This window comes from Vibrio sp. Isolate32 (assembly GCF_022397955.1).
Lineage (GTDB): Bacteria > Pseudomonadota > Gammaproteobacteria > Enterobacterales > Vibrionaceae > Vibrio.
The window spans coordinates 38,366-56,648 of record NZ_JAKEUQ010000003.1 but is presented as its reverse complement, the minus strand read 5'-3'; the positions used below and the strand labels follow the sequence as shown (position 1 = coordinate 56,648).

The following is an 18,283-nucleotide window of genomic DNA, read 5'->3' as shown; positions in this document are numbered from 1 at the left end:
ATTATCTAGACAATTCAAAACAAAAAGGGTTGGCTTATACCAACCCTTTTTTCGTATCAATGACTCTACGAATCATCGGTACATTAAGGCGTTATCGATGAGTCACAAGGCGCTTTGCCAAATCAGGAAGATTACCCGCAAGGCCCAGAGCTCGCCTCATAATTTCATCTTTTGCACCAGGCAACTGACCCGCAAGCTTCATACCTATGCCACGAATCAGCTTCTTAGCTGGGTTATTGCCTTCAAACAGATCTTTAAAGCCCTGCATCGAAGCAATCATCTTCGCCGCTTCTGCTTTTCTCCAGCGCTCATAACCGCGTAGATTGCGCTTGGTACCAATGTCTTCACCAACAGCCCACAGCTTTAACAGCTCTTGTGCTAGACTGGCAGCATCTAACAAGCCAAGGTTAACGCCCTGCCCTGCAAGCGGGTGAATGGTATGCGCGGCATCCCCTACTAGAGCTACACGCTCTACTACGAAGTCTCTCGCGTATCGCATGCGCAGCGGGAACGCAAAACGCTCGCTAACCACTTCACACAAGCCTAATTTAGAGTCGAACTCAGCTGTTAGCTGTTTATTAAACTCCGCATCCGACATAGATACGAGCTTCTCGGCACGATTAGGCTCATTGGACCAAACAATCGAGCTCATGTTACTCGGTTGCATTGGTAAGAATGCCAACGGACCCTGTGGCGTAAATATTTGACGAGCCACACTATGATGCGGTTCGGCAGTTTTAACATTAGCAACAATTGCACTGTGGCCGTAATCCCAATGTGTTAATGGAATGTCTTGCTGCTTGCGAACCCAAGAATTGGCACCATCTGCGCCAACGACAAGCTTAGCCGTCAGTGCTTGACCATTGTCTAAAGTCAGCCATGCTTCGCTTTCACCAATTGCCATTGTTTTGCACGTCGCTGGCACGTATAAACTGACGTTTTCTTGCTTTTTAACCTGTTCAAGCAACGCCAATTGAATCACACGGTTCTCAACAATATGACCTAAATTAGGCTGCGCTAACCGCGTTGAGTCAAATTCAATACGAGCGAAGCTGTCTTGCTCCCACACTTCCATCGCTTGATAAGGTGCAGCACGTCTTTGCTCAATTCCCTGCCACGCACCTAGATTACGCAAAATCACTTCACTAGAACGGCTCAATGCAGAAACACGTACGTCAGGCAGTTCATTAAGCCCTTCGCTTGGTGCCTTGCCTTCAATTACAACCACTCTCAGATCACTGTCTTTCAAAGCTGCTGCAAGGGCTAAGCCAACCATGCCTCCACCAACAATTGCGATATCAACACTTTGCATCATTATTTATCTACCTTATCTTTCTACTAGGCCAAGCGTGTGACGCAAAAGTGGACCTTTAAGTGGTGGAAGGTTATCCATAACAGCTAACCCAAGGTTGCGCCCGATACGAGCGGTTAAAAAGTCATTTGAGAACAGGTGTACTAGGCTCGATGTCAGTGTAATCGTTGCCCCTCTGTCCTGTTCTCTACGTTTTCTAAAGTTAACAAGACCAGTGTATCGACCAACATCATCCAACTGAGTACACAACTCTTCGGCTAAAGAAGCCACATCACGAATGCCGAGGTTAAAGCCTTGACCCGCGATCGGGTGAAGAGTTTGAGCGGCATTGCCGACAATCGCAAATCGATGAGAGATATTTTGCTGACGATGACGAAGAATCAGAGGATAGCTCGCACGCTTACCCACTTTCTCTAAACGGCCTAATCGCCAACCAAAATCATTCTGCAGCTGTTCAAGGAACTGGCTGTCGTTTAAAGCCATGACTTTATCGGCTTGTTCTGGCGGTAAGCACCACACTAGCGATAGACGGTTGTCCGTCATTGGTAATAAAGCAACTGGCCCATGATGGGTAAAACGCTCAAAGGCACGACCTTGATGCGGCTCGCTCGCCACAATGTTGGCAATGACAGCCACTTGCTCAAAGTCATGCTCGCTCAACGAAATATTCAGTTGTTGACAGCAGATAGAGATCGCTCCGTCAGCTGCAACCAACAACTTAGTAGTAATGGTTTGCCCGCTGTTTAGGTCAATAGTCGTCAGTAAATCACTACGCTCAATTTTCGCTACTGAGTCAGGGCACAACATCGTGATGCTCGATTCAGACTCCAGCTTTTGCTGATAGATTCGACCGACATCCGCCAACTCGACCACATAACCAAGCGCATCAACCGCAAGATCTTCGCTGTAGATATCAGTCATTCCTGCATGCCCACGATCCGAGACATGAATATCTTTAATCGGGGTTGCTACTGGAGCGATCGATTGCCACAACTGCAATGAATCAAGGATCTGCACTGTGCCATAAGACAAAGCAATAGAACGAGAATCAAACCCAGGATGAGCTTGATGATCAACCTGATAAGGTTCCACTACCGCAATCGATAGCGAACCTTGGCTTAGGTGATTCAAGGCAAGCGCCAAAGTCGCCCCTGCCATCGCCCCACCAGCAATTACAACATCATACTGAGCCATCATAACCTCAAACTGGCAAACGATTAGTGAATGGTTGGAGCTACATCTTCAGATGGGCGTGCACCAAATTCAGCATGAATGGTTAATGCACACGCTTTGACATGCTCAATAACGTGCTCTAGAAGTTGCGCTTGCTCTTCTAGGTCATCATCTTCATCAATGCCTAGCTTTGCCATCTCTTCAAGATCAGCCAGCGCTTCTTTAGTGCCTTCCGACGCCTTATTTAACTGAGCGCCAACGAGTCCTAAACCAGAGATAAAGTGGTTGATCCAATCAGACACACCGTCAGCTAAATCAAACAGGCTCGCACTTGCGTCTTCATCAGGCAGTAGCATAGACAATTCCATACCAGAACCAGTGATCTCACTAGTGGTTACTTTCAATGTCGCTTCCGCTAAGGTTAATGCGCGATCCGGCCAGCCCATACCTTCATTGGTGTAATCAAACATCAGTGGTTGCCAGCTCTTATCTGCTAGGCTTAAGCCTCCGCTTAACATACCCGTTAATAAGCCATGCATCTCAGCAGGGGTTACGGCTAGACTTGCCGATTGAAGTTCAGTCGCAACCGTTAGGTAGTCAGGTAAAGTCGTTTCGCTCATCAGATAGCTCGCTCAATTATTCTTTATATCGATAGTATAATCGTACCACTTCACCCCCATTCTGGTAAGCATCGATACCTAGCAATTGAAGGATGACTGACTACCAATTGTTCAATTTGCTGAATTACTGTGTGCTCAAGCTCTCATTTACAAACAGTCACTCTGAAAAGCTTGAATCTTAATAGCGGTTTACCTATAGTTTCTCACTCAGAGGAGATTGCTTCCTCATCGGTACTTGCACTTTTTCTTTCTCAAAAAATGGCGAAGAGCAACAGCCTTAAAATAGCGCGTTAAAGAGTTCATCCATCATGAGTAATCAAGCGGTAGACGTTGAAATATTAGGAAAACTGACTCGAGTAAATTGTCCAGCAGGGCAAGAGGAGTCATTGATTGCAGCGGCGGCCGATCTTGATAATCGATTGAAAGAGATGGCTGAACGTACTAAAGTAACCAATGAAGTGAAGCTGCTGACTATCGCAGCTCTGAACATTTGCTATGAATTACAAACCAAGAAGTTTGAAGCAAATGACGAACAAAACGCACTGACCGAGCGAATGGAACAGCTCACAACATCGCTTTCAGATGTTCTCAGTAAGGTTAAGCACGGACAGCAATAGCGTACACAAAATTTACCCTGGAGTGTTTGTCAGAGGATTCACGTCCCCGAGCCGATAAGCAATCCCTAAGGGTTAGTACTTGAGTGCTATTGAGCATGCTCGGCCCGACCGAGAAGCCTACGGTAATCATTGCTGATCCGCCTTGAACTCGCAGGTTCAAGGGCCATCTATTCTCAACGGCACTTTGGGGTATCCCTTCTTATGAAGACGCTCACACGCAGCGAATTTCGCAAACAAATCCGCATCAAACGCAACTCCCTATCTAGCGAACAACAAACTCAATCCAGCATAGACCTAGTTAAGCAGTGCGCTCAACTTGATGATATTCATTCAGCCCAACATATCGCACTTTATATCTCTATCGATGGTGAACTTGATAGCCAACCTTTAATCGAGTGGTTGTGGGCGCAAGGCAAGCAGACCTATTTACCTGTATTGCACCCCTTCTCTGACGGGCATCTGTTGTTTTTGCACTACTCTCCGACGACCCCAACCGTATTGAATAAATACGGCATCGTTGAACCACAGCTTAATCAAACGTTGGTTAAGCCTTGTCATCAACTCGACCTGATTCTTACACCGCTGGTTGGTTTTGACTCTCATGGTCATCGGTTAGGCATGGGTGGTGGCTATTACGATCGTACTCTGGCGAAATGGTTCAAGACAGGACAAGGGGCAACCCCAATTGGTTTGGCTCACGATTGCCAACATGTCGATACCCTACCGATTGAAGAGTGGGATGTTCCGTTACCTAAAATCGTTACTCCAAGTAAAACTTGGCAATGGGAAAACAACCGTTAAAGCGCTATAATCGCGCCGCAAACGTTAACCTCGATACTCAAACGTTAACTCAATACGCGAACGACTAATTCAAAGCGCAAGATCTTACTCAGGAGAATGGCATGACTCAAGATGAAATGAAAAAAGCAGCTGGTTGGGCAGCACTTAAATATGTTGAAGAAGGCAGCATTGTAGGTGTTGGTACTGGCTCTACAGTAAATCACTTCATCGACGCACTGGGCACAATGAAAGACAAAATCAAAGGCGCAGTTTCAAGCTCTTTTGCTTCAACGCAACGCTTAGAAGAGCTAGAGATCAAAGTGTATGAGTGTAATGATGTTGCTAAGCTAGACATCTATGTTGATGGCGCAGACGAGATCAACCCAACTCGCGACATGATCAAGGGCGGCGGTGCAGCTCTAACTCGTGAAAAAATCGTAGCGGCTATCTCTGATAAATTTGTATGTATTGTTGATGGCACGAAAGCCGTTGATGTACTGGGTAAATTCCCTCTACCGGTAGAAGTTATCCCAATGGCGCGTTCATACGTTGCGCGTGAGCTAGTTAAGCTTGGTGGTGACCCGGTTTACCGTGAAGGTTGTACAACGGATAACGGCAACGTGATCCTAGATGTTTACGGCATGGCGATTGAAAACCCGAAACAACTAGAAGATATCATCAATGGTATCGCTGGTGTGGTAACGGTTGGTCTATTCGCACACCGTGGCGCAGATGTGGTTATCACAGGTACACCTGAAGGTGCAAAAATCGAAGAATAAATAATAGAAGATTGAGTTTTTCTGTTACTTCATCACATACGGTACCCAAGGGCGCCGTTTTTTTTGCTTTTTAACTGTAAAATTATGTCTTATTCGGTAATTTTCTTACCCAAAACATTTTTTTTTTGTTACTTTATTGTTCAGAAGACGCACAGGGAAAACGTTTGTCTCCTAACAAAGTGGTGAATTTGTTCCCCTTTCAGCCATTTTGTAGCACGTGCGCCGCATTTGCCCAACCTTTCCATTTTAAGGACGAGAACAATGGCCAAAGTTTCACTGGAAAAAGAAAAAATAAAAATTCTACTTCTAGAAGGTCTTCACCCTTCTTCAGTAGAAGTACTTCAAGCCGCTGGTTACACAAATATTGAGTACCACAAAGGCTCACTACCTGAAGATGAACTACTTGAAGCAGTTAAAGATGCTCACTTCATCGGTATTCGTTCTCGCACAAACCTTTCCCAAGAAGTGATTGATGCTGCTGAAAAATTAGTTGCTATCGGTTGTTTCTGTATCGGAACTAACCAAGTAAACCTTGAAGCAGCTGCAAAACGTGGTGTACCTGTCTTCAACGCACCATTCTCGAACACGCGAAGTGTTGCTGAACTGGTTCTTGGTCAGGTTCTATTGCTGCTACGTGGCGTCCCAGAAAAGAACGCTCTTGCGCACCGTGGCATCTGGAAAAAGAGTGCAGACAACTCTTACGAAGCTCGTGGTAAGCGTTTAGGTATTATCGGTTATGGTCACATTGGTACTCAGCTGGGTATTATTGCGGAAAACCTAGGTATGCGTGTTTACTTCTACGATATTGAAAACAAGCTTTCACTGGGTAATGCAACGCAAGTTCACACCATGACTGAACTGCTTAATAAGTGTGATGTGATCTCTTTGCACGTTCCAGAAACTAACGAAACCAAGAATATGATGGGTAAAGAAGAGTTTGACCGCATGAAGCCGGGCGCAATCTTTATCAACGCTGCACGTGGTACTGTGGTCGATATTCCAGCCCTATGTGGTGCACTTGATTCAGGTCACTTAGGTGGTGCGGCGATTGATGTGTTCCCAACCGAACCGAAAACCAATGCTGACCCATTTGAGTCACCATTGATGCAGTTCGATAACGTGATTCTAACTCCACACGTTGGTGGTTCTACTCAAGAAGCTCAAGAGAACATCGGTGTAGAAGTGGCAGGTAAACTGGCGAAATACTCTGATAACGGTTCAACGCTATCAAGTGTCAACTTCCCAGAGGTATCGCTGCCATTGCATACGGGCACCTCTCGCCTATTGCACATTCACCAGAACCGTCCAGGCATCCTGACTCAAATCAACACCATCTTCGCTGAAGAAGGGATCAACATCGCAGGTCAGTACCTACAGACTGCAGCTGATATGGGTTACGTAGTGATAGATGTTGAAGCAGACCGCTCTGAAGAAGCCCTGCTGAAACTAAAAGAGATCGAAGGCACTATCCGTGCTCGTCTACTTCACTAATCATCGAATTCGATATTAGAAAAACAAAAAGGCTCTCATTGCGAGAGCCTTTTTAATATTTGGGCTATGGTAGGCAATTAGATCATGATGATCTAATTACTCTTCAAGCTGATAGATCACATTTACACGATCACGAATAGTGATCGTTGAGTCTTCATAAGAGTTCGACTCCGTTCTCGCATCCATCGCCATAGAACGCATTAGTACCGGCTGAGAAGACTGTGCGTTGTAATCAACACGCCACACATCGCCGAGCTCACGCTCAAAACCAGTCGCTAATGATTTAGCTTTTGCTCTTGCATCTTTGATTGCTTCTAAACGCGCTTGCTCTTGATATTTTGCTTGGTCACGCACTTGCAATTGGATGTTATCGATCTGGTTAATCCCTTGAGCAATAGCCATATCCATATACTCATTAAGATTCGATAAATCCTTAACTTCAACCGTCACATTACGTGAAGCTCGGTAACCGACTAACTCCGGCTTGCCGTCTTTCGGGTAGTGATATTGAGGGGCTAGATAAAGGTTAGAACTATGAACACTCGCCTCATCAACCCCTGCTTTATGCAGATTATTAAGGAAGCTCGTCACCACTTTATCAACAGTGATCTTTGCTTGCTCTGCGGTCATCGTTGACTCTACAACTCTGACTGAAAATGTCGCCATATCTGGCGTCGCCACCACTTCACCGTAACCGGTCGTCGAAATGTGTGGAAAAGATGGCGAATTAGCCAATGCTGAGAAACTTACAGCACTTAGGGCTGCTATAAGAGAGGTTGCTAACATCTTTGGTACAAACTTCATGGGGGGGAGACCTATGCTAAACAAATGTCTTTTTATCATAGAGTAATTTGCCGTTTATCCAATCTAAGCACCGCACTTCTAACAGAACTTTGACGCTGAAAAAACCACCAGCTCACTGTGGTAAGTGTTCGTGAGCAAAACTCAAGATCGCTTGCGAGATCTCTTTAAGTACCCCACTTTCAAGCTGCCAATGGTGCCAGTAAATCCTATAGGACAATAAAAACCCGGGTGTAATATCAACCAACGAACCCGATTCTAGCTCCTCGATGATCTGTAACCTTGGAATCAAACAGTAGGCAACACCCGATAAGGCCAAACGCACAAACGCTTCTGAGCTGCCAACCGTATGGTTGATGACACTATCTCTAGGCACATTAAAATGATCATGCAGAAACGTCTTATGTAGGTCATCGTATTGATCATAAGACACTGCTGGAGCTTTTCTCAATGTGGTGTAGTTGACCCCTTCAGAGAAGTAGCGCTTATGAAAGTCTGGACTTGCCACACACACATAATCCATGCGACCAAGGTAGTCGGCACTGCAACCAGTAATCGCTTGAGACTCCAAACTAATTGCACCTGCAACTTCACCACTTTTGATCTTCTCTATAGTTCTCGATTCGCCATGAATAGCGAGGTTCAATTCCACTTGGCGCGACTTCATTACATCCGACAAAGCTGGCAGTAACCAAGTTGCTAGGCTATCCGCGTTGGTAGCAATGGATATTGATAGAGGCTGATTACCATCTTGATTCAACAGCTCGGGAACGAGTTCATGCTCCAATAAACGAACTCGACGATATAAGCCTAGTAACTTTTTACCAGCCGGGGTTGGCCTAGGTGGGTTTCCCCTTACCAATGCAGGTTGAGCGAGCCACTTTTCTAGCTGTTTAATGCGCTGCGATACCGCTGATTGGGAGATATATAACTGCTCTGCCGCCCTTTCAAAACTGCGTTGTTTAACCACGGCATCTAGCGCTTCTATCCATTTGTAATCCAAACCACGCATCACTTTGCTGCCTTTTTAATCAAACCTTACACTACATTAGCAACTCTAATAATGGATTAAAATCATTAATTATACTTATCAAAAGGAGCGGAGTATCTTCCCCTTATTACCAGCATGTGTCGTTAATTAAATAGGAGGTTAAAATGAGTTTTTGGGTTTTATTACAAGGTTTTGGTCTAGGGGCAAGCATGATTATCCCTATTGGCGCACAAAATGCGTACGTCCTAAATCAAGGGATAAAGCGCAATCACCATTTAACCACAGCAACGATTTGTAGCTTGCTCGATACCTTATTTATTTCGTTAGGCATCTTTTGTGGTGGCGCTATCTTGTCGAAAAATGAAGTACTGCTCACTTCAGTGACACTAGGTGGTATCGCTTTCCTGACTGTCTATGGTTTGTTGTCGCTGCGTAGTGCTTTTAAAGCACCATCAGACAAGGAATCAAAAGGTGAAATATTGGCTCGTGGTAAACGCACTGTCATCCTAGGTGCATTGGCAGTGACCGTGCTAAACCCTCACTTGTATCTAGACACTGTGGTTATCTTAGGCTCGATTGGTGGTCAATTTGAAGGTAACGATCGTCTTGCCTTCGCTTTGGGGACAATCCTTGCGTCTTTTGTGTGGTTCTACTCGCTCTCACTGGGTGCTGCAAAACTTGGCCCAACACTATCTAAACCAAGTGTTAAGAAAGGCATTGATATCGCTGTTGCGACCATGATGTTTGCCATCGCAGCCGTACTCGCTAATGGACTTATTGAGCAGTATTGGTAGAAATAGTCTGAAAATATAGCTCCAAGAAAAAGGCGGATAACCTAAGTTATCCGCCTTTTATTCAACTTGTCGAAGCTTTATTAGCCCTCAACTTTGTTCATGTGAACATCCATTTGTGGAAATGGGATTTCGATACCTTCTTTATCCAAGCCTTCTTTGATTGCTTGCATTAGGTCGAAGTAAACACTCCAGTAATCAGCAGTGCTAACCCATGGGCGAACCACGAAGTTAACTGAAGAATCAGCTAGCGTGTGAACACCAACTTGAACACTAGGTTCTTTCAATACACGCTCGTCAGATTCACAGATCTTAGTCAAAAGCTTTTTGGTCTTTTGTAGATCTGCACCGTAAGAAACACCGATCATTAGGTCGATACGACGTGTCGCATGACGAGAGTAGTTAGTGATTGGGCTACCGATAACGCTGCCGTTTGGTACTACAACCATTTTGTTATCAGGCGTTGTTAGAACCGTTTGGAAGATTTGAATCGAATCAACTGAACCTGCAACACCGCCAATTTCTACGTAATCACCAGATTTAAATGGACGAAATGCAACGATAAGCACTCCAGCTGCAAAGTTAGACAACGAGCCTTGTAGTGCAAGACCAATAGCTAAACCAGCCGCACCAATTACAGCAACCACAGATGCAGTTTGAACACCAAGGCGACCAAGAGCTGCAATCAAAACAATAACAAACAACAAGTAACGAACTAAAGCGTGGATGAATTCCACAACCGCTTGGTCCATTTTCTTCTTCTGAAGAACTTTAGACACACTATTCGCGATGGCTTTAATAACAAAATTACCAATAAGAAAAATTAGCAGTGCTGAAATGATGTTTACACCGTATTGAATAAACAATTCCGAGTTACTCATTAACCACTGTTCTGCGTGAGACAGACCATCCACAAGTGGAGTCTCAATCGCTGTCGAACTATCAGCCATAATTTGCATCCTCTATATAATATGCTTCAAGCTTAACCGCCTTAGGCCAAACTTACTCAACAAGAAAAACGTTTAATTTACGCCAAGTTATTGTTTTAAAAGTAAGCTAAGCTAGGTCCTTTTTTATAAACTGAACCAAGTTCAGTTTTTCGGCACGATATCCTATCTTTGATAGATTGCAAAGTCATATTTATGTAAGCTCTTGAATTATTATAACTTACCGATAAACACAAATACCGATAACTAAAAGACTACGAAATTTATTCACAGTAGGCTAGGTTTTTCACATATTTAATACAAGTTTTTATCAGGCATAAAAAACCCGCTCAATGAGCGGGTTTTTAAAACTTAGAAAGTACTTAATTCAAAGAATTATAGTACGTCTACAGCGTTAAGGTCAGCGAATGCTTTCTCTAGACGAGCAACCATTGAAGCTTGACCAGCACGTAGCCATACGCGTGGATCGTAGTACTTCTTGTTTGGAGCAGCTTCGCCAGTTGGGTTACCGATTTGACCTTGTAGGAAATCGAAGTTGTCAGCAGAGTACTGACGGATACCGTCCCAAGTTGCCCACTGTGTATCAGTATCGATGTTCATTTTGATAACACCGTAGCCGATAGACTCTTGGATTTCTGCTTCAGAAGAACCAGAACCACCGTGGAATACGAAGTTTAGAGCGTTAGGTGCGATACCGAACTTCTCTGCACAGTATGCTTGAGAGTCACGTAGGATAGTTGGAGTAAGTACAACGTTACCAGCTTGGTAAACACCGTGTACGTTACCAAAAGATGCAGCGATAGTGAAACGTGGGCTAACAGCCATTAGTTTCTCGTAAGCGTATGCTACGTCTTCAGGAGAAGTGTAAAGCTCAGATGCGTCCATATCAGAGTTATCTACGCCGTCTTCTTCACCACCAGTACAACCAAGTTCGATCTCGATTGTCATATTCATTTTAGCCATGCGCTCTAGGTACTTAGCACATGTTTCGATGTTCTCTTCTAGAGACTCTTCAGAAAGGTCTAGCATGTGAGAAGAGAATAGAGGCTTACCAGTTTGTGCGAAGAACTCTTCACCAGCGTCTAGTAGACCGTCGATCCATGGAAGAAGTTTCTTAGCAGCGTGGTCAGTGTGCAGGATAACTGGAACACCGTAAGCTTCAGCTACAGCGTGTACGTATTTTGCACCAGCTACAGCACCAAGGATTTGTGCACCTTGACCTTCAAGTTTAACGCCTTTACCAGCGAAGAATGCAGCGCCACCGTTAGAGAACTGAACAACTACTGGAGCTTTAACTTTAGCAGCTGCTTCTAGTACTGCGTTTACAGAGTCAGTACCAACAACGTTTACAGCAGGAAGAGCAAATTTGTTTTCTTTTGCTACTTCAAATACTTTCTGTACGTCATCGCCAGAAATCACACCAGGTTTTACAAAATCGAAGATCTTAGACATGGAAATAGTCCTATTTATTCTATCGTTTTAAGATTAAAAAACTTAAGTTCAAAAACTTGCAATCGTTTGCTCACAACTTGTGCCATTCTAGCAAAAAAGTGTGATATGCAGCAAACGTTAAAAGGCGAGATTCGCATCTCGCCTTTCTAAATCAATTATGCTTTAGCACGCTCTTCAAGCATTGCTACTGCAGGAAGTACTTTACCTTCAACGAATTCAAGGAAAGCGCCACCGCCAGTAGAGATGTAAGAAACGTCAGCTTTGATACCGAACTTGTCGATAGCTGCTAGCGTGTCACCACCACCTGCTACAGAGAAACCTGCAGACTCAGCGATTGCTTTAGAGATACCAGCTGTACCCGCTTCGAAGTTTTTGAATTCGAATACGCCTACAGGGCCGTTCCAAAGGATAGTTTTTGCGTTGCCGATGATTTCAGCTAGTGCTGCAGTTGAATCTGGGCCAAGGTCGAAGATCATGTCGTCGTCTTGAACTTCAGAAACGTGCTTGATTTCAGCTTCTGCGTTTTCGTCGAATGCTTTAGCACATGCAACGTCAGTTGCTACTGGGATAGCACACTCTTTCATTAGCTTTTGAGCCGTTTCAACTAGATCAGCTTCGTATAGAGACTTACCTACGTTGTGGCCTTCAGCTGCGATAAATGTGTTCGCGATACCACCACCAACAACAAGTTGGTCAGCGATTTTAGATAGAGACTCAAGAACAGTTAGCTTAGTAGATACTTTAGAACCACCAACGATAGCAACTAGCGGACGCTCTGGGTTATCCATTGCTTTGCCAAGAGCTTCAAGCTCAGCAGCAAGAAGAGGGCCAGCACATGCTACAGGAGCGTGAGTACCAACGCCGTGAGTAGATGCTTGTGCACGGTGAGCTGTACCGAATGCGTCCATCACGAAGATGTCACATAGCGCAGCGTACTGCTTAGAAAGTGCTTCTTCGTTCTTCTTCTCACCTTCGTTGAAACGAACGTTTTCAAGAACAACTAGTTCACCAGCGTTTAGCTCTAGGCCGTTTAGGTAATCTTTAGCTAGCTTAACTTCGCAGTCTAGTGCGTCGTTTAGGTAGTTAACTACAGGAGCTAGAGAGAACTCTTCGTTGTATTCGCCTTCAGTAGGACGACCAAGGTGAGAAGTAACCATTACCTTTGCGCCAGCTTCTAGGCAAAGTTTGATTGTTGGTAGAGATGCTAGGATACGTGCATCTGAAGTTACTTTACCGTCTTTTACTGGTACGTTTAGGTCAGCACGGATAAATACGCGTTTACCTGCAAGTTCCAGGTCAGTCATCTTGATCACAGACATGATTTGTCCTCTCAAATTTAAATAAATATAAAGTTTTGGAAACTCAGCAACCCTGCTAAGCCTATAAATTATTCAACTGGTAATTCTTTCACTACTGATAATATGTGGACACTTAACATTTATTTCAAGCTAAAAAATAAATAATCCGCACATTTGCTTCTAGGTCTTACTTCTTGCCTTCAGAAGCTTGCATTGCAAGAACCGTATCCAGCATTCGGTTCGCAAAGCCCCATTCATTGTCACACCACACTAGCATTTTCACTAGGTGGCCGTTGCTCACTCGAGTTTGAGAACCATCAACGATTGCGCTATGGGGATCGTGATTAAAGTCGATGGAAACGAGCGGCGCTTCAGTATAGTCAACTATATTATGTAATGTACACTGGGATGCATTAACAATGGTTTGATTTATGTCATTAACTTTCACATTTGCATTAATTGTGACACTTAAATCCATCGCTGTTACGTTTACCGTTGGTACACGCACAGAAATCGCTTCAAACTTGTTAGAAAATTTCGGGAAAATTCTTTCAATACCTTTATGTAATTTAGTATCGACAGGAATAATGGACTGGCTTGCAGCTCGAGTACGACGCAAGTCCATGTGATACGCATCTATAACTTGTTGATCATTCATTGAAGAGTGAATAGTCGTAATAGTACCGGACTCGATGCCAAAGGCGTCATCAAGAACCTTAATGATAGGGACTATACAGTTGGTGGTACATGAACCATTGGAGACGATTCTGTGGTCTGCTTCGATGGTATGGTGATTCACGCCGTAGATAATGGTGTTGTCTAGGTCATTAGCGCCCGGGTGTGAGAAGAGCACCTTTTTTGCACCAGCAGCAATATGCGCGAGGCCGTCCGCTCGGCAGCCATAAACACCGGTACAATCGAGAACGATATCCACCTCTAAGTCGCGCCAAGGCAACAACTCGATATCAGCAAGGTGCAAAATACGAATCGTATCGAAGTCACCTTTGTCTTCCGCACCGAGACCATGATGAACATAGATGTGTTCTTGGTCGTTAGAAATCTTCTTGCCGAAGCGACCGTGACTGGTGTCGTATTGTAATAGGTGTGCCATAGCGTCAGGCTGAGCCAGCTCATTGACTGCTACTACTTTGATTTGTTGGCTTTTACCACTTTCATAAACAGCGCGTAATACGTTACGCCCTATTCGTCCAAATCCGTTTATCGCGACTTTTAGCATAGTTCCGTACATCTAACCAAAATTTCGTGCAACAGATAATAACTGAATCCTACCCAAAAGGCATTACTTGAATAACCCCGTTGATTTAAGACAGGTTAATCTGTTGCTAGTAGAGATAAGCCTAGAAGAAAACGAATCCCAAAGACAAAAAAACCGAGCTCAACGCTCGGTTTTTCTCTCATTATACAGTTAGCACGAGGCTAACAATCAATGATTAAGCAAGAAGCTCTTTTGCGATGTTTACTACGTTTTCAGCAGTGAAACCGAACATCTTGAATAGCTCACCTGCAGGTGCAGATTCGCCGAATGTTGTCATACCGATGATCTTGCCACCGAAACCAACGTACTTGTACCAGAAGTCAGCGATGCCAGCTTCGATAGCGATACGAGCTGTTACGTCAGATGGAAGTACAGATTCACGGTACTCAGCGTCTTGCTTATCGAATGCGTCAGTTGCAGGCATAGATACTACACGTACCTTCTTGCCTTCAGCTGTCAGCTCAGCAGCAGCGTTAACCGCTAGTTCAACTTCAGAACCTGTAGCGATAAGGATTAGCTCTGGCTTACCTTCACAGTCTTTCAGGATGTAACCACCCTTCGCGATGTTAGCTACTTGCTCTTCGTTACGCTCTTGCTGTGCAAGGTTTTGACGAGAAAAGATTAGAGACGTTGGACCGTCTTTGCGTTCGATAGCCAGTTTCCAAGCCACTGCAGACTCAACTTGGTCACATGGGCGCCATGTGCTCATGTTCGGCGTTAGACGTAGAGAAGCCATTTGCTCAACTGGTTGGTGAGTTGGGCCATCTTCGCCAAGACCGATAGAGTCATGCGTGTAAACTTGGATGTTCTGAACTTTCATCAGAGCCGCCATACGCATTGCGTTACGAGCGTATTCCATGAACATTAGGAAAGTAGCGCCGTATGGTACGAAACCACCGTGCAGAGCGATACCGTTCATGATAGCCGTCATACCGAATTCTCGTACACCGTAGTGGATGTAGTTACCAGAGAAGTCGTTCGCTTCAAGCGACTTAGAGCCAGACCACATAGTCAAGTTAGAAGGCGCAAGATCAGCAGAGCCGCCCATGAATTCTGGAAGCATAGAACCGAACGCTTCTAGTGCGTTTTGAGACGCTTTACGTGAAGCGATGTTTGCAGGGTTAGCTTGAAGGTCAGCAATGATTGCGTTTGCTTTCTCTTCCCACTGTGCTGGAAGTTCACCGTTAGTACGACGTTTGAATTCTGCTGCTAGCTCAGGGTAAGCCGCTGCGTATGCGTCAAACTTCGCGTTCCATGCAGCTTCTTTTTCTGCGCCCGCTTGTTTCGCATTCCACTCAGCAGCGATATCTGCTGGGATTTCGAAAGGACCGTGTTCCCAACCAAGCGCCGCTTTAGTTGCTGTGATTTCATCAGCGCCTAGTGGAGCACCGTGACAGTCGTGAGTACCCGCTTTGTTTGGAGAACCAAAACCGATGATAGTTTTAGTACAGATAAGTGATGGGCGAGGATCAGCTTTAGCCGCTTCGATTGCAGCGTTGATAGCTTCAGGATCATGGCCGTCTACTGCTGGAATTACGTGCCAGCCGTATGCTTCAAAACGCTTAGGTGTATCGTCAGAGAACCAACCTTCCACTTCACCGTCGATAGAAATACCGTTGTCATCCCAGAAAGCAACCAGCTTACCAAGACCTAGCGTACCTGCTAGCGAACATGCTTCGTGAGAGATACCTTCCATCAGACAGCCATCACCCATGAATGCATAAGTGTAGTGATCGACGATATCGTGGCCTTCTTTGTTGAACTGTGCAGCCAGTGCTTTCTCTGCCATCGCCATACCAACAGCGTTAGTGATGCCTTGACCTAGAGGACCAGTCGTTGTTTCGATACCAGGAGCGTAACCGTACTCTGGGTGACCAGGAGTCTTAGAGTGCAGTTGACGGAAGTTTTTCAGGTCTTCAATTGAAAGCTCGTAGCCTGCAAGGTGAAGCAGAGAGTAAATCAACATTGAACCATGGCCGTTAGACAGGACAAAGCGGTCGCGGTCAGCCCACTCTGGGTTTGCTGGGTTGTGGTTCAAGTGACCACGCCAAAGAACCTCCGCGATGTCAGCCATACCCATAGGTGCGCCAGGATGGCCTGAATTTGCTTGTTGAACGCCATCCATGCTAAGTGCGCGAATTGCATTGGCTAGATCTTTACGAGAAGGCATGTCTGCTCCTGAGTACATAAGCGATTTAAAAAAGAGATTGATGCTAAAGTTTTCATTTTTATTAGCGCGCATATTCTCTCAAACGACTTTAGCGACTGCAAACGTTTTACTGGCATTTTAACGGTCACTTTTCGCAATTTTCGAACATTTACATCACTTAGTAATACGTTATCTCGACCGATACACAAACGTTTAGTTATGACATATCATAAAAAAGAGCTTGTAATTCGACCGCTGGAATTTAGAATAGCCGTCTAGATGTAGAAACACCTACAAAATATACTGTATTTAATGGCGGCGCTTCCTAGCTTGCGACGCCTAAAATTAGCACCTAAAACTAAAAGTGGAGCTCTCATGGCTAAGCACCTATTCACTTCTGAATCTGTTTCAGAAGGCCATCCAGATAAAATTGCAGACCAAATCTCTGATGCTGTTCTTGATGCCATCTTGGAACAAGATCCAAAAGCACGTGTTGCTTGTGAGACTTACGTTAAAACCGGCATGGTTATGGTTGGCGGTGAAGTAACAACGTCTGCATGGGTTGATATCGAAGAAATCACTCGTGAAACAGTACGTGATATTGGTTATGTTCATTCTGATATGGGCTTTGACGCTGACTCTTGTGCTGTTCTAAACACAATCGGTAAGCAGTCTCCAGACATCAACCAAGGTGTTGATAAGGAAGACCCTAAAGAGCAAGGCGCAGGCGACCAAGGCATCATGTTTGGTTACGCGACTAACGAAACAGCTATCCTAATGCCAGCTCCAATTACTTACTCTCACCTTCTTGTTAAGAAGCAAGCTGAAGTACGTAAGAGCGGTAAACTTGACTTCCTTCGCCCAGATGCGAAATCTCAAGTTACGTTCCAATACGACCAAGGTAAGATCGTTGGTATTGACGCTGTTGTTCTTTCGACTCAACACTGCGATTCAGTAACAACACCAGATCTACGTGAAGCAGTAATGGAAGAGATCATCAAGCCAGTACTTCCTACTGAGTGGATCAACAAAGACACTAACTTCTTCATCAACCCAACAGGCCGTTTCGTAATCGGTGGCCCAATGGGTGACTGTGGTTTAACTGGTCGTAAGATCATCGTTGATACCTACGGCGGTGCAGCACGTCACGGTGGCGGTGCGTTTTCTGGTAAAGATCCATCAAAAGTTGACCGTTCTGCAGCATACGCAGCACGTTATGTTGCGAAAAACATCGTTGCTGCAGGCATGGCTGATCGTTGTGAGATTCAACTGTCGTACGCTATCGGTGTTGCTGATCCAACATCTATAATGGTTGAAACGTTTGGTACTGAAAAAGTAGCTCACGAAATCATCATTGAAGCCGTTCGTCAAAACTTCGACCTACGCCCATACGGTCTTCAAGAGATGCTGAACCTTCTTCAGCCTATCTACAAGCAGACTTCTGCATACGGCCACTTTGGTCGTGAAGAGTTCCCTTGGGAATCGACTGACAAAGCAGCAATCCTTGCGGACTTCGCTGGCCTAAAATAATTTAGCCACTGCGATTTGTTTCTTTAAAGCCCTTACTGCTTAGTAAGGGCTTTATTTTTATGTACTTACCGAACTTTCACTCACAATACCTTTCCCCATAGCCCTTTTTACCGTTCACCACTTAGTATAAAAAGCCGCTGAAAATTTGTGTTTTCTAGCACTACTGACAATAGTTAAGGTAACTCCTAAGCGATGAAGCTCACATTTAACTTAAATTAATTCAGTCTGATAACACTCGTTAAATGCACGCTAGAACAATAACTGGGATGACAGAGA

General features: G+C 44.7%; 16 protein-coding genes and 1 other RNA gene. 7 read left to right on the top strand and 10 right to left on the bottom strand.

What is annotated here, in order from left to right:
* Nucleotides 1-91: 91 nt before the first annotated feature.
* From L1D11_RS02845 to L1D11_RS02835, 3 genes are read right to left on the bottom strand one after another with little or no spacing between them, the layout of a single operon-like run.
* On the bottom strand, nt 92-1,315 hold the full coding sequence (locus L1D11_RS02845; RefSeq protein WP_239831462.1) for an FAD-dependent 2-octaprenylphenol hydroxylase: 1,224 nt from the start codon (nt 1,313-1,315) through the stop codon (nt 92-94).
* 12 nt (nt 1,316-1,327) lie between these two features.
* Complete coding sequence (ubiH, locus tag L1D11_RS02840) at nt 1,328-2,506, bottom strand: 2-octaprenyl-6-methoxyphenyl hydroxylase (RefSeq protein ID WP_239831461.1); 1,179 nt, start codon at nt 2,504-2,506, stop codon at nt 1,328-1,330.
* Nucleotides 2,507-2,529: 23 nt separating this feature from the next.
* On the bottom strand, nt 2,530-3,105 hold the full coding sequence (locus tag L1D11_RS02835; protein ID WP_239831460.1) for a YecA family protein: 576 nt from the start codon (nt 3,103-3,105) through the stop codon (nt 2,530-2,532).
* 308 nt (nt 3,106-3,413) lie between these two features.
* On the opposite strand from L1D11_RS02835, the gene zapA reads away from it, so the two are divergent.
* The 5 genes from zapA to serA all read left to right on the top strand — a co-directional run bounded on the left by zapA (nt 3,414) and on the right by serA (nt 6,772).
* Nucleotides 3,414-3,722: a cell division protein ZapA gene (gene zapA, locus L1D11_RS02830; RefSeq protein WP_004739010.1), complete on the top strand. Its 309-nt coding sequence runs from the start codon at nt 3,414-3,416 to the stop codon at nt 3,720-3,722.
* An 11-nt stretch (nt 3,723-3,733) separates the two neighbouring features.
* Nucleotides 3,734-3,917, top strand: a non-coding RNA gene (gene ssrS / locus L1D11_RS02825) — 6S RNA.
* A gap of 6 nt (nt 3,918-3,923) precedes the next feature.
* Entirely contained in the window at nt 3,924-4,523 is a 600-nt protein-coding gene (locus tag L1D11_RS02820) for a 5-formyltetrahydrofolate cyclo-ligase (RefSeq protein WP_239831459.1), read from the top strand.
* 101 nt (nt 4,524-4,624) lie between these two features.
* Nucleotides 4,625-5,281 (top strand): ribose-5-phosphate isomerase RpiA, encoded by a 657-nt coding sequence (rpiA, locus tag L1D11_RS02815; protein ID WP_239831458.1) that lies wholly within the window; start codon nt 4,625-4,627, stop codon nt 5,279-5,281.
* 261 nt (nt 5,282-5,542) lie between these two features.
* Nucleotides 5,543-6,772: a phosphoglycerate dehydrogenase gene (serA, locus tag L1D11_RS02810; RefSeq protein ID WP_239831457.1), complete on the top strand. Its 1,230-nt coding sequence runs from the start codon at nt 5,543-5,545 to the stop codon at nt 6,770-6,772.
* Between the two features lie 96 nt (nt 6,773-6,868).
* On the opposite strand, the gene L1D11_RS02805 is transcribed toward serA, so the two are convergent.
* Nucleotides 6,869-7,576: an oxidative stress defense protein gene (locus L1D11_RS02805; protein ID WP_239831456.1), complete on the bottom strand. Its 708-nt coding sequence runs from the start codon at nt 7,574-7,576 to the stop codon at nt 6,869-6,871.
* 112 nt (nt 7,577-7,688) lie between these two features.
* Nucleotides 7,689-8,585, bottom strand: coding sequence for a LysR family transcriptional regulator ArgP (locus tag L1D11_RS02800; protein ID WP_239862007.1), 897 nt, complete (start codon nt 8,583-8,585; stop codon nt 7,689-7,691).
* 143 nt (nt 8,586-8,728) lie between these two features.
* Between L1D11_RS02800 and L1D11_RS02795 the strand changes: the two genes are divergently transcribed.
* Nucleotides 8,729-9,358 (top strand): LysE/ArgO family amino acid transporter, encoded by a 630-nt coding sequence (locus tag L1D11_RS02795; RefSeq protein ID WP_239831454.1) that lies wholly within the window; start codon nt 8,729-8,731, stop codon nt 9,356-9,358.
* An 80-nt stretch (nt 9,359-9,438) separates the two neighbouring features.
* On the opposite strand, the gene mscS is transcribed toward L1D11_RS02795, so the two are convergent.
* The 5 genes from mscS to tkt form a co-directional block, all read right to left on the bottom strand.
* Nucleotides 9,439-10,305, bottom strand: a complete 867-nt coding sequence (mscS, locus tag L1D11_RS02790; RefSeq protein ID WP_239831453.1) for a small-conductance mechanosensitive channel MscS — start codon at nt 10,303-10,305, stop codon at nt 9,439-9,441.
* 372 nt (nt 10,306-10,677) lie between these two features.
* The gene (fbaA, locus tag L1D11_RS02785) at nt 10,678-11,754 is read right to left on the bottom strand and encodes a class II fructose-bisphosphate aldolase (protein WP_076652489.1); all 1,077 of its coding nucleotides are present in this window, start codon (nt 11,752-11,754) and stop codon (nt 10,678-10,680) included.
* 155 nt (nt 11,755-11,909) lie between these two features.
* The gene (locus L1D11_RS02780; protein WP_017068708.1) at nt 11,910-13,073 is read right to left on the bottom strand and encodes a phosphoglycerate kinase; all 1,164 of its coding nucleotides are present in this window, start codon (nt 13,071-13,073) and stop codon (nt 11,910-11,912) included.
* Nucleotides 13,074-13,239: 166 nt separating this feature from the next.
* Nucleotides 13,240-14,289, bottom strand: a complete 1,050-nt coding sequence (epd, locus tag L1D11_RS02775; RefSeq protein WP_239832581.1) for an erythrose-4-phosphate dehydrogenase — start codon at nt 14,287-14,289, stop codon at nt 13,240-13,242.
* Nucleotides 14,290-14,503: 214 nt separating this feature from the next.
* The gene (gene tkt, locus L1D11_RS02770; RefSeq protein ID WP_239832579.1) at nt 14,504-16,498 is read right to left on the bottom strand and encodes a transketolase; all 1,995 of its coding nucleotides are present in this window, start codon (nt 16,496-16,498) and stop codon (nt 14,504-14,506) included.
* A gap of 354 nt (nt 16,499-16,852) precedes the next feature.
* Here tkt and metK point away from each other — a divergent pair, with 354 nt between their 5' ends.
* On the top strand, nt 16,853-18,007 hold the full coding sequence (gene metK / locus L1D11_RS02765) for a methionine adenosyltransferase (protein WP_239832577.1): 1,155 nt from the start codon (nt 16,853-16,855) through the stop codon (nt 18,005-18,007).
* Nucleotides 18,008-18,283 lie beyond the last annotated feature (276 nt).